Here is a 12053-nt window from a genome sequence, read left to right on the forward strand (position 1 = left end):
CGGGGGCGGGTGAGGTCAGCCGAGCAGGGCCTGACCCCACCACTCCCCCGGCTTGCGCACGCCCGCCGGGCAGGCGAAGTGGGCGGAGCCGACGTGCTGGATGTACTCGTTGAGCTTGTCGCTCGCCGCGAGGCGGGTCTGCAGCGGAACGAAGGCCTTGCGGGTGTCGCGCTGGTAGGCGAGGAAGAACAGCCCGGCGTCCAGGCGGCCGAGGCCGTCGGTGCCGTCGGTGAAGGAGAAGCCGCGGCGCAGGATCATCAGGCCGTCGTTGGCGTCCGGGTGGGCGAGCGCGACGTGCGAGGTCGCGGGCATCGCCTTGAGGTCCGGCGCGTCGTGCTCCTTGCCCTTGCCGTACGGGGCGCCCTCGCCCTTGGTGCGGCCGAAGGTGTCCTCCTGGTCCTTGAGCGAGGCGCGGTCCCAGGTCTCGATGTGCATCCGGATCCGCCGGGCGACCAGGTAGGAGCCGCCGGTCATCCACTCCGGGCCGTCGCCGGGCGCGGCCCAGACGTGGTCGGCCAGCTTCCCGGTGTCGGTGCCCGCGATGTTGTGGGTGCCGTCCTTGAACCCCATCAGGTTGCGCGGGGTCTGCTCGTCCGGGGTGGTCGAGGAGGTCTTGCCGAAGCCCAGCTGCGACCAGCGGATGTTGACGGTGCCCATGCCGATCCGGGCCAGGTTGCGGATCGCGTGCACGGCGACCTGCGGGTCGTCGGCGCAGGCCTGGACGCAGAGGTCGCCGCCGCTGCGGGCCGGGTCGAGCTTGTCGCCCTTGAAGTTCGGCAGGTCGATCAGGGCCTCGGGGCGCTTGGCCAGGAGGCCGAAGCGGTCCACGCCGTCCTTCTCGAACAGGCTCGGGCCGAAGCCGATGGTCAGGGTGAGCCGGGAGGCGGGCAGGCCGAGGGCCTCGCCGGTGTCGTCCGGCGGCGCCTCCGGCGAGCCGGGCACCGCGCCGGTGCCGACCTCGCGGCCGCCGGTCATCGCGGCGGCCGCCTTGGTCCACTCCTTGAGCAGCTTGACCAGGGACTCGCGGGTGGCCTTCTCGGAGACGTCGAAGGCGGCGAAGTGCAGCCGGTCCTGGACCGGGGTGGAGATGCCCGCCTGGTGCTCGCCGTAGAACGGCAGCTCGGCGCCGACCGGGGCGGCGACCGGGACGGCGTCGTCCTGCCGGGTGGCGGCCGCCACCGAGCCGACGGCGGCGGCGCCGAGCGCGACGCCCGCGCCGGCCCAGCCGATGACGGCGCGTCGGCTGACCGCGCTCCTGGTGCCGGCGGCGTCGGCGGTGGCCGGCGTCCCGTTCTGCTGCTCGTTCTCCGCGTCCATCGGCGGGCGGGCCCTTCTACTGTGCTGGACTGTGCGCTGACCCGCGGCGGCCGTGGGGCCCGGATCGCGGGCCGCCACGGCGTCGGCGGGGTACTTCGGGTGGGTGGCCGGTTACTTGACGACCACGGCGGCGGCCAGCTTCGACAGCGGCTCGCCCAGCGAGTTGACCGCGTCGGAGAAGGCCTTGCGCTCGGTCTCGGTGACCTTGTCGTAGGAGGTGAAGGTACCGTCGGCCTGCTTGTACTTGGCCAGCAGGGTGTTGATGGCGGCGAACTCGGAGTCCAGCGTCTTCGCGAGCTCCGCGTCCTTCTCGGAGGCGACCGGCTTCAGCAGCTCGTAGGCCTTCTGCGCGCCCTCGACGTTGGCCTGGAAGTCGGCCAGGTCGGTGTGGCTGTAGCGGTCCTCCTCACCGGTGATCTTGTTGGTGGCGACCTCGTCCAGCAGCTCCTTGGCGCCGTTGGCCATGCTGGTCGCGGTGATCTCGGCCTCGGGGATCTTCTTCTGCCAGTCCTTGAGGTCGGCGACCAGCTGGTCGGCGAGCTTCTTCTCGTCGTCGCCGATCTTCGCGTCGGCCCAGAGCGACTTCTCCAGCTTGTGCCAGCCGGTCCACTCCTGGCCCTGCTCCAGCTTGTCCTCGCGGGTGTCGGTCTTCGGGTCGACGTCGCCGAAGCTCTCGGCGACCGGCTCGGTCCGCTCCCAGCCGGTGCGCGAGGGCGCGTACAGCGACTTGGCCTTCTCCAGGTCGCCGGACTTGATCGCGGCGGCGAAGGCCTCGACGGCCGGGATGGTGGCGTCGGCCTGCTCCTGGGCGTAGGTGCGGTAGGCGGTGACGGCGGCGGCCAGGCGCGGGTCGGCCGGCGCGGCGCTGCCGCCCGCGCCGGTGACGGTGATCTTCTGGCGGATGCCGTCGCCGACCATGCCGGGCTTGCAGGCGATCTCGTACGAGCCGGCCTTGATCTCGGCGTTGATGCTGGCCTTGGTGCCGGGGCCGATGTTCTCGCGCTCGGTGACGATCTTGTCGCCGTCGCCGTAGACGTAGACCTCGGTGGTCTTGGAGCCCTTGTTGCTGATGTCCAGCACGACGTGGCCGGCCGGGAAGGTCGTCTTGGAGACCTCGCACGCGGTGTCGGTCGCGTTCACCGTGACCGCGCCGGAGGAGGCCGCCTTGTCGTCCTTCTTGGACGCGCAGCCGGCCAGGGTTGCGGTCGCCACGGCGAGGGTGAGCAGCGCGGCTGCGGTGGAACGGCGACGGGCGGACATGCGGGCTCCAACGGAAAAGGGCATGGGTGTGCCATGGCAGTGCGGGCGGCTGGGGGCCAGCCGACCATCATTAGCTAAGGCATACCTTACGTAAAGACGATTTTTCGTCTACACCCACCCCCTGAACCGTTACCTTCCCGGTGTCCGGCGGGCGGCCGCCCGGGCCGTCCAGCGGCCCTCGTGACGGCTGATCCTGATCGGGTGCCCGAAGGTCTCGCTGATCAGCTCCGTCGTCATCACCTCCGCCACCGGCCCGGCCGCGACGCACTCGCCGCCGCGCAGCAGCAGGGCGTGGGTGGTGCTCTCCGGCAGTTCCTCCAGATGGTGGGTGACCAGCACGCTGGCCAGCTCCGGATGCTGGTGGCGCAGCAGGTCCAGGCTGTCCAGCAGCAGTTCGCGGGCGGTCAGGTCCAGCCCGGTGGCGGGCTCGTCGAGCAGCAGCAGCCGGGGGCTGGGCATCAGCGCACGGGCGATCAGCGCCCGGCCGCGCTCGCCCTGGGACAGCGTGGTCCACGCGGCGTCGGCCATCGCGCGCATCCCGAGCGTGTCGATCAGCCGCTCGGCCCGCTCCAGCGCCTCCGGGGCCGGCTTGCGGTGGAACTCCGGCTCGATGGTGTTGGTGTGCCCGGTGAGCACCACCTCGCGCACGGTCAGCGGCGAACGCAGCGGGTGGCGCGGGTTGACGTGCCCGAGGTGGGCGCGCAGCTCGCGCACGTCCACCCGGCCGAGCCGGCGCCCGAGCACGTCCACCTCGCCGCGGGTGGGGTGGGAGACCGCGCCGAGCAGCGCGAGCAGGGTGGACTTGCCCGCGCCGTTCGGACCGAGCAGCGCCCAGTGCTCGCCCGGCCTGATCTCCAGGGTGATCCCGCGCAGCAGGTGGCGGCCGTCGCGCACGACGTCCACGTCCCGGGTGCGCAGCAGCGGCCCGGCGAAGTCGGGGGCGGATGAATTCATGGGACTCCGATCGCGGCGCCGGGCAGGGTGCGGGCGGGGCGCCGCACCGGACGGGTCGGCGCCGTCCGTCCGCGTGCAGAGTACAACCGTCGGCCGCGGACGGGCCCGGACGTCCGAGGGGTGGACGCGCCAGAACCCTGTTGCCCGGAGGGAGTTGGGAGGAGGATCGTGCCTCCGAGGGGAAGCGGGGACGAGGGGGACGAGGATGACCGGGGAGCGGGTCGACACCCTGCACGCGCTGGTCGAACGGCAGGCCCGGCTGGCGCCGGAGGCCGTGGCCGTGCGCTGCGGCGGGCGGGAGCTGAGCTACGGGGAGCTGGACGCGCGGGCCGGGCGGCTGGCCGCGGTGCTGGCGGAACGGGGCCTGGCCCCGGGCGGCCGGGCGGCGGTCGCGCTCGGCCGGGGCACCGAGGTGTACGTGGCGCTGCTGGCCGTGCTGAAGGCGGGCGCGGCCTTCGTGCCGCTGGAACCGACCGCGCCGGACGCACTGCTGCGGCACGTGCTCGCGGACGCCGCACCGGACCTGGTGGTCACCGAGGAGTGCCACCGGGTGCGGCTGGCGGACGCGGGCAGGGCCCGGCTGGTCTGCGTCGACACGGAGACACCCACGACGGAGACAACCACGACGGAGACACCCGCGAAGGCGCCGTTCGCGCCGCCCGAGACCGGCCCCGGGGACCTCGCCTGCGTCTTCTACACCTCCGGTTCCACCGGCCTGCCCGCCGGCGCGCTGGTCGAGCACCGCAACCTGCTGGCCGCGTACGAGGGCTGGCGCGAGGTGTACGGGCTGACCGCCGAGGACCGGATCCTGCAGACGGCGAGCCTGGAGTTCGACGTCTTCACCGCCGACTGGGTGCGTGCGCTCTGCACCGGCGCCACCCTGGTGGTCACCCCGTTCAACCTCACCCTGGACCGCGCCGCCGACCTCGGGGCGCTGCCCGCCCTGGTGGCCGCGGAGCGGATCACCGTCCTGGAGCTGAACGTCCGCACCGCGCGCCGGCTGACCGCCCTGCTGGCCGAGGCCGGCGGCGCGGGGGCCGGCGCGGGCCTGCCCGGGGTACGGCTGCTCACCGTCGGCGCCGAGAAGTGGTACCTGGACGAGCAGCTGGGCCTGCAACGCCTGCTCGGCGCGGGCACCCGGGTGCTGAACGTCTACGGGCTGGCCGAGGCCACCGTGGACAGCACCTACTTCGACGCGCAGGGCACCGCCGCCGCCGAGGGCGCCGAACGGGTCTCGCTGGTCGGCCGGCCCTTTCCCGGCAGCCGGGTGTACGTGCTCGGCCCGAACGGTACCCCCGCCAAGCAGGGGATGACGGGCGAGATCGCGATCGCCGGCGCTGGCCTGACCCGCGGCTACCTCAACCGGCCCACGGACACCGCCCGTCGCTTCGTCCGGGCGGACTTCGACCCGGACGGCCGGGTGCTGCTGACCGGCGACCTCGGGGTGCTGCGGGCGGACGGCGTACTGGAGTTCACCGCCCGGGCCGCGACCGTGATCGGACCGCTCGGCACGAGACGGCCGACAAGCGTGCTGGCGCGGGTCCGGGCGGCGGTCCGCGCGGAGGGCGTGCTGCGCGGGCACCCGGCGGTACGGGAGGCGGCCGTCGTCGAGGTGGAGACGGTGCCGGGGAAACCGCAGCTGGTCGGCTACGCGGTGACCGAGCCGGGTACGGACGGCGCTGACGGCTGGTCGCTCTCCCAGTACCTGAGGACCGCGCTCAGGGGCCAGTCGGTGCCCGCCGCCGTCATCCCGGTTCCCGAGCTGCCGCGCACCCGGGCCGGCAAGCTGAACCGCGCGGCCCTGCCGCTGCCGGCCCCGCCGGGCCACGCCGCCCGGCACTCCGTCAAGGCCGGTGGCGGCCGGAGCGGCGGCAAGACCGGGGGCGGCGGCCGGAGCGGCGGCAAGGCGGGCGGCGGTTCCGGGAACTCGGACTTCGGGAGCGGCTGCGGCGCGGTGTTCTGCGTGCTGATCTTCGCCGCGGGCGCGTGGGCGATGACCGATGTGCTCTTCCCCGGCTCGACCGATCTCACCGGCGTCCCCTCCCCGTACAGCGGCTGGTTCCGGCTGCTCTACCTGTGCGAGAACCTGGCGTTCGGCGCCGGGCTCGTCTGGTTCGGTGCCGGCTTCGAGGCCGTCCTGCGGCAGGGCAGGCCGGTCCGGCTCTCGGCGCTGGCCCACCTGGCGATCACCTGGCTGCTGGTCAACTGGTGGCCGCAGGACAACCTGTACCGGCTCACCAAGGCCACGGACTGGCTGCGCGAGACCGTGATGGTGTTCACGTTCAACGTCTCGCTGATGCTCGCGGCGCTGGTGCTGATCCGGTTCGTGCTCTGGCAGCCTCCGGCCGGAGGGGGCGAGAAGCCCGGAGGGGCCGACAGGAAGGGCCGGCATCTCTGAGCCCCTCGACCGTCACCTGAGCGCCTCGAACATCCCGGTCAGCCCCCGGTTCGCGGCCTCGACCAGCGCCTCGGCCGCGTCCAGCGCCTCGGCGTCCGGCCCGGCGAGGGCCAGGCCGACGACGGGCTCCGGGTCGTGGCAGGCGGTCGGGATCAGCGGCAGCAGGGTGACGCCGAGCCGGGCGCAGCGCGGGCGCAGCCGTTCCAGGTGGTCGTGCAGCGCGGCCGGGGCGAGCCGGGCGCCGAGCGGCATCCCGTCCAGGGTGCGCACCAGGTGGCCGGGGCCGCGCACCCGGTCGAGGCGGGCGGCCAGCACGAAGGCGACGGCCGGGCCGGTGAGCCGCAGGTTGATCTCGGTGGGGGCGAGCCGGCGCTCCCGGTCGGTGACGAAGTCGACGTCGTACCAGCCGCGGTAGCCCTCGGCGGCCAGCCGCTCCCCCACCGCCAGGGCGAACCGGCGGGCGGTGTCGGCGGCGGCGCGCGGTACCGCGCCGGGGCCGACGGTGACGCCCTGGTAGCGGGTGCCGGCCACGTCCATGGCCCCGGCGCCGACCGGGTGGACGGTGCCGTCCGGGCCGACCAGGGCGTCGTAGGTGAGGTCGCGCAGCCGGGCCGCCGGGCCCGGGTCGACGTACTCCTCCAGCAGCAACTCACCCTCGGGCGGCAGGATCTCGGTCCGGACCAGGTGCCGCAGCAGCGCCCTGCCGCCGCCCGCCGCGAACAGCTCGGCGGGCTCGACCACCACGGTGCCGTAGCCGCCGACGCCGTACGGGCTCTTCAGTACGGTGGTCTGTCCCCGGACGGCGCGGGCGGTGAGCCGACGGGCGGCCCGGCGGCGGCCGGCCGGGCGCTCCTGGTCCGGGACCACGATCCCCGGGTGCCCGGGGGCGAGGGCGGTGAACAGCTCGTGGGCGGCGGCCTTGGACTCGTAGCGGCGCACGGCGGCCAGCTCGGGCCCCTCGCCCTGCGCGGCGTTCCGCCCCCAACTCACCACCGGGCGGCCGGAGTCGGCGATCCGGGCGGCCAGCGCGGGGCGGCCGGCGAGCGCCTCGGCCACCGTCCGCTCCGGCGCCACACCGCTGTGCACCTCGACCGGGCCCCAGGCCAACTCCCGGGCCAGCCAGTCGGTCCACTCGGGGGCGACCTCGGCGGGCAGGACCAGCAGGGCCGGTTCGGGGCTGTAGCAGACGGCCAGGCAGGCGTAGTGGTGCGCCTGCCGCAGCCGGCGCAGGCGCTGGGCCTGGTCCATGCCGGGTGCGAAGAACTGCGCGTTGAAGTCCGCCACGTCGCCCACGTGGACCGCCGCCCGGCCACCGGTCCAGGCCCCCACCCATCCGTCCATGGGGCGGAAGCCTAGGCCCTGGGGTCGGAGCGCCGACAGCCCCGCGTCGGTGGGGCGCGGGCCCGGGCCCCGGGGTCAGAGCGCCAACAGCCCGGCGTCGGTGGGGCGCAGGCCGCAGGCGTCGAGGTAGAAGGGGCGCAGGTGGGGCTCGTAGTCGACGTGCAGCCAGGTACAGCCGGCCGCGCGGGCGCCGTCGGCGGCCTCGGCGACCAGCCGGGTGGCGATGCCCTGCCGCCGGGCGTCCGGGGCGACCACGGTGTCAAGCAGGAAGGCGTGGGCGCCGCCGTCCCAGGCCAGGTTGACGAAGCCGACCAGGGCGTCGCCGGTGGTGCGCCGGGCGGTGACCCATCCGAGGCTGTGCCGTTCCAGGCGGCCGATCCGGTCGCCCGGTTCCCCGGGGTGGCCGAAGCCTTCGGCGTGCAGGGTGTCGAGTTCGGGGTCGGTGAGCGGGCCGCGCCACAGGTAGTCGATCGTCACGACGGCACTGTAGAGCCATTGTTAAGTTCTGATCATTTTTTATCGACGAAGGACACGACTTGGCAAAGTTATGACCTTCCCTCTAGCTGAATCTGACTGACCCCGGTCAATCTCTGACGCAGCTCCTTTCCCTGCACAGCTACCCCCACTGGAGTCAGAGTGACCCCCACGCCTTCCTCCCGCCGTGCCCGCGTGGCCGGAGCCGTCGCGGTCGTCGCCGCCCTCGCCGGCGCCACCGTCCCGGCCGCCACGGCCTCCGCCGCCACCGCCCCGCGCGAGGCCGCGATATCCCAGGCCCGCGCCAACGTCACCCACAACGCGGCGGTGTTCGGCTTCGGCGCCGGCCAGGACCTCGTGCTCAAGGACGTCGTGCTGGACGCCGACGGCGCCTCGCACGTCCGCTTCGACCGCACGTTCCAGGGCCTGCCGGTGGTCGGCGGCGACCTGGTCGTCCACCAGGACGCCAAGGGCAGGCTCAAGGACTCCTCCCGCGCGGCCGCCCATGACGCCGCCGTGAAGTCGACCGTCCCGAAGGTGACCGCGCAGTCCGGCGCGGCCGGCGCGCTCGCCGCCGCCCCCGGCGTCCAGGACGCCGTCAGCACCCCCGAGCTGGTCGTCTGGGCCGCCGACGGCACGCCCCGGCTGGCCTGGCGCACCACCGTCGCGGGCACCGGCGCGCACGGCGAGCCGGCCGGCAAGATCGTCGTCACCGACGCCACCACCGGCGAGCAGATCGAGTCCTACGACGCCGAGCACCAGGCCACCGGCACCGGGAACTCCGAGTACACCGGCAGGATCGGCATCGACACCACCGCCAAGACCGGCGGCGGCTACACCCTGACCGACCCGGTCCGCGGCCACGTCACCAAGGACGCCAACAACCTCTCCGCGAGCTCGCTCAAGGCCACCTCCGGCACCGCGTTCAACAGCACCACCAACGTCTGGGGCGACGGGAAGAAGTTCTCCACCGACCGCTCCACCGCCGCCGTCGACGCCCACGCCAACACCGCCTGGACGTACGACTACTACAAGAACGTCCACGGCCGCAGCGGCATCAAGAACGACGGCAAGGGCGCCACCGTCTTCGTCCACGTCGGCACCAACTGGGACAACGCCCAGTGGTCCGACAGCTGCTTCTGCATGATGACCGGCGACGGCAACGGCAGCAGCGACCCGGAGCAGGTCGACCTCGACACCATGGGCCACGAGATGACCCACGGCGTCACCAGCGCCACCGCCAACCTGCGCTACAGCGGCGAGTCCGGCGGCCTCAACGAGTCCACCAGCGACATCTTCGGCACCATGGTCGAGTGGTACGCCAACAACAGCGTCGACACCGGCGACTACCTGTTCAGCGACCAGTCCACCCCGCCGTGGCTGCGCCGCTTCGACAAGCCCTCGCTGGACGGCTCCTCGGCCGACTGCTGGAGCAGCAGCGTCGGCAAGCTCGACGTGCACTACTCCTCGGGCGTCGGCAACCACTGGTTCTACCTGGCCAGCGAGGGCAGCGGCAGCAAGACCATCAACGGCGTCACCTACAACAGCGCGACCTGCAACGGCTCCACGGTGACCGGCATCGGCCACGACAAGATCGCCAAGATCTGGTACCGCGCGCTGACCGTCTACATGACCTCCACCACCAACTACAAGGGCGCCCGCGCCGCCTCCCTGAACGCGGCCCGCGACCTGTACGGCGCCTCCAGCACCGAGTACAACGCGGTCGCGGCGGCCTGGAGCGGCGTCAACGTCAGCTGAATGCCTAGTGGTAGAACCCCACGTGGCAGTGGTCGTGGTGGGTGTCGTCGGTGAAGAACCGGTTGCCGGCACCCGGGATCGCCACCGGCCCGCCCACGTTGTACGAACCGGCGGCGGCCGCGTCCAGCATGAAGGACTCGACCAGCTGCCGGGACGTACCCGGGTCGACCACGGCCAGCCCGTCGATCCGCCAGACGTCGAAGGCCCGGCCCAGCGGATGGTCGCTGGGCCGGGTCGTCCCGAAGACGTCCAGCGGGTGGCCGGTCCGCACCACGCTCACCGAGAGCGTGTACGGGCCGGCCAGCCGCAGCATCGCCTCCAGCACGCTGTCGTGCACGGTGCCGCTGCGCAGGTCTGCGGCGGCCTCGGGCGGCAGCTCGATCCGGGGCTCGGCCAGCACCCGGGCCACCGCGGGCGGCGGTGCGGCGGCCGCCGGGCCCGCCACTCCCGGGTGCAGCTCGGTGACCGTCCAGCGCGGCTCGGCCCGGCTCAGCCGGACGTCCACCGTGGTGCCGCCCTCGGCCACCGAACCGTCCGGACCGCGCGTCCACTGACGGCAGACCACGAGCACGCTCGCCGAGTCGTCGAGGATGCCGCCGTACTGGGCGACGATCACCTCCAGGCTCGCCTCGGCCGCCGCCGGGGCGAGCGGACCCGCGGCGTCGGCCAGCGCGGGCGGCAGGCCGAGCGCCGCCACCCGGGCCCGGGCCGCCTCCGTGCCCTGCCCGCCGGGCGGCCAAGCTCCGAGCGCGGCGACCAGCTCGACGGCGCGGCGCTTGACGTCGGGCTGGATCTCGCCAGGGCCGGGCTGCCAGAGGGGCGGCCGGGGCAACGGGGTCGGTGTCCGCGCGGGCGCTCCGGCACTGCTCGTGGCGGCGGGCGTCGTAGCTACGGACGTCGTGGCGGCGGGCGTCGTGGCGGCCGGGCCGGTGGTCGCGGCCCGCGGCCCGCTCCCGCTCGTGCACCCCGCCGCACCCAGCACCAGCGCCGCCGCGCCCGCCCGCAGCACCCCGCGCCGGCCCGCGGCCCGGCCGCCGTCTCCACCCGTCATGCCGTCAGTATGCGGCGGAGCACTCCCGGGCGCAGGAGGCGTCAGCCCAGCCGACGGACCGGTTCGCCCGCCAGGAAAGCCGCGATGTCCTCCACCGCCTCCTCGTAGTAGCGCCGGTAGTTGTCCTGCGACACGTACCCCAGGTGCGGAGTGGCCAGCAGCCGGGGAGCGGTGCGCATCGGGTCATCGGCGGGCAGCGGTTCGATGTCGAACACGTCGACGCCCGCACCCGCGATCCGGCCGCCGGTGAGCGCGGCGAGCAGCGCGTCCTGGTCGACGATCGCCGCCCGGGAGGTGTTGACCAGATACGCCCCGGGCTTCATCAGAGCCAGCTCGGCCGCGCCGATCAGCCCCCGGGTGCCCGGGTTGAGGGCGAGGTGGATCGAGACGAATTCGCTCTCGCGGAGCAGCTCCTCCTTGTCGGCCGCGCGCCGCACGCCCGCCCCGGCGGCCCGCTCGTCGGTCAGGCTCCGGCTCCAGGCCACCACGTCCATGCCGAAGGCCAGGCCGACCCGGGCCACCCGGCCGCCGATCCGGCCGAGGCCGAGCAGCCCGAGCGTGCGGCCGTGCAGGTCGGCGCCGACGGTGCTCTGCCAGGGGCCGCCCTCGCGCAGCGCGGTGTTCTCCTGGACGATGCCGCGGGCCAGTCCGAGCAGCAGCGCCCACGTCAGCTCGACCGGCGGGGTGCCCGAGCTGGCGGTGCCGCAGACCGTCACCCCGTGCGCCTGCGCGGCCGCGAGGTCGATCGCCGCGTTGCGCATCCCGGAGGCGACCAGCAGCCGGAGCCGCGGCAGCCGGGCGAACAGCGAGGCCGGGAAGGGCACCCGCTCGCGCAGGGTGACCACGATGTCGAACCCGGCGAGCGCGGCGGCCAGCTCCTCCTCCGAGCCGAAGTGCTCGCGGAAGGCCGTCACCGAGACCCGGCCCGCCACCGGGGACCAGTCGGCGCTGCTGGTGGCGACGCCCTGGTAGTCGTCCAGGACGGCGCAGCTGAGGATCGGAGGCGTCATGCCCGCACTCTCGCAGAGGCCTCCGCCCCCCGGCGCGGCGGGTCGGGCCCGGTCGGGTCGGGTCGAGCGCGGGCACCGTCCGCTACGGCAGCTCGGGGGGCCGCAGGCCGTAGCCCTCCTCGGTTCGCACGATCCAGGAGGGCTCGCCGAGTTTCCACCTCAGCCGCGTCATCGGGAACGTCAGCTCATGGGGGTGGAGGGCTGCGTTGTAGACCTTCCACATGATCGAGTACGCCTGGTGCACGCCCTCGCCCAGCTCGATCAGGCCGCGCAGCAGCCTGACGTCGGCACGGGCGAGCTGCACCTCGCGGCCGTCCACGGTGACGAGCCGGGTGTCCAGGTCGACGACGAGGCGACCGTCGAAGGCGGTCAGCGAGCCCTGCGGCTCCGGGACCAGGCCGAAGTGCCTGCGGACCCACTCCTCGGCGGCCCGGTCGTCGGCAGCCCGTTCGCCCGTCGGCCGGGCGCCCGGCGCGTTCTCCTGCTCCAC

10 protein-coding genes are annotated in these 12053 nt (G+C 74.0%); 2 read left to right on the top strand and 8 right to left on the bottom strand.

Going from position 1 to position 12053, the window contains the following annotated elements; all coding sequences use genetic code 11:
- Positions 1-15 precede the first annotated feature (15 nt).
- From efeB to ACFVUY_RS18985, 3 genes are all read right to left on the bottom strand, one after another.
- Positions 16-1317 (bottom strand): iron uptake transporter deferrochelatase/peroxidase subunit, encoded by a 1302-nt coding sequence (gene efeB / locus ACFVUY_RS18975; protein ID WP_387687379.1) that lies wholly within the window; start codon positions 1315-1317, stop codon positions 16-18.
- Between the two features lie 111 nt (positions 1318-1428).
- Positions 1429-2577: an iron uptake system protein EfeO gene (gene efeO / locus ACFVUY_RS18980; RefSeq protein ID WP_387731188.1), complete on the bottom strand. Its 1149-nt coding sequence runs from the start codon at positions 2575-2577 to the stop codon at positions 1429-1431.
- A 129-nt stretch (positions 2578-2706) separates the two neighbouring features.
- The gene (locus tag ACFVUY_RS18985) at positions 2707-3531 is read right to left on the bottom strand and encodes an ABC transporter ATP-binding protein (RefSeq protein ID WP_380549262.1); all 825 of its coding nucleotides are present in this window, start codon (positions 3529-3531) and stop codon (positions 2707-2709) included.
- 205 nt (positions 3532-3736) lie between these two features.
- On the opposite strand from ACFVUY_RS18985, the gene ACFVUY_RS18990 reads away from it, so the two are divergent.
- Positions 3737-5929: an amino acid adenylation domain-containing protein gene (locus ACFVUY_RS18990; RefSeq protein WP_387731190.1), complete on the top strand. Its 2193-nt coding sequence runs from the start codon at positions 3737-3739 to the stop codon at positions 5927-5929.
- A gap of 12 nt (positions 5930-5941) precedes the next feature.
- On the opposite strand, the gene ACFVUY_RS18995 is transcribed toward ACFVUY_RS18990, so the two are convergent.
- Together ACFVUY_RS18995 and ACFVUY_RS19000 are read right to left on the bottom strand one after the other, a co-directional pair.
- On the bottom strand, positions 5942-7270 hold the full coding sequence (locus ACFVUY_RS18995; RefSeq protein ID WP_387731192.1) for a hypothetical protein: 1329 nt from the start codon (positions 7268-7270) through the stop codon (positions 5942-5944).
- A 75-nt stretch (positions 7271-7345) separates the two neighbouring features.
- The gene (locus tag ACFVUY_RS19000) at positions 7346-7747 is read right to left on the bottom strand and encodes a GNAT family N-acetyltransferase (RefSeq protein WP_387731194.1); all 402 of its coding nucleotides are present in this window, start codon (positions 7745-7747) and stop codon (positions 7346-7348) included.
- Positions 7748-7906: 159 nt separating this feature from the next.
- Here ACFVUY_RS19000 and ACFVUY_RS19005 point away from each other — a divergent pair, with 159 nt between their 5' ends.
- Positions 7907-9502: a M4 family metallopeptidase gene (locus ACFVUY_RS19005; RefSeq protein WP_387731197.1), complete on the top strand. Its 1596-nt coding sequence runs from the start codon at positions 7907-7909 to the stop codon at positions 9500-9502.
- A 4-nt stretch (positions 9503-9506) separates the two neighbouring features.
- On the opposite strand, the gene ACFVUY_RS19010 is transcribed toward ACFVUY_RS19005, so the two are convergent.
- The 3 genes from ACFVUY_RS19010 to ACFVUY_RS19020 form a co-directional block, all read right to left on the bottom strand.
- Entirely contained in the window at positions 9507-10553 is a 1047-nt protein-coding gene (locus ACFVUY_RS19010) for a hypothetical protein (RefSeq protein WP_387731199.1), read from the bottom strand.
- Positions 10554-10594: 41 nt separating this feature from the next.
- On the bottom strand, positions 10595-11563 hold the full coding sequence (locus ACFVUY_RS19015; protein ID WP_387731202.1) for a D-2-hydroxyacid dehydrogenase family protein: 969 nt from the start codon (positions 11561-11563) through the stop codon (positions 10595-10597).
- Positions 11564-11645: 82 nt separating this feature from the next.
- Entirely contained in the window at positions 11646-12053 is a 408-nt protein-coding gene (locus ACFVUY_RS19020) for a hypothetical protein (protein ID WP_387731205.1), read from the bottom strand.

The organism is Kitasatospora sp. NPDC058063 (assembly GCF_042885395.1).
Classification (GTDB): domain Bacteria; phylum Actinomycetota; class Actinomycetes; order Streptomycetales; family Streptomycetaceae; genus Kitasatospora; species Kitasatospora lactacystinica.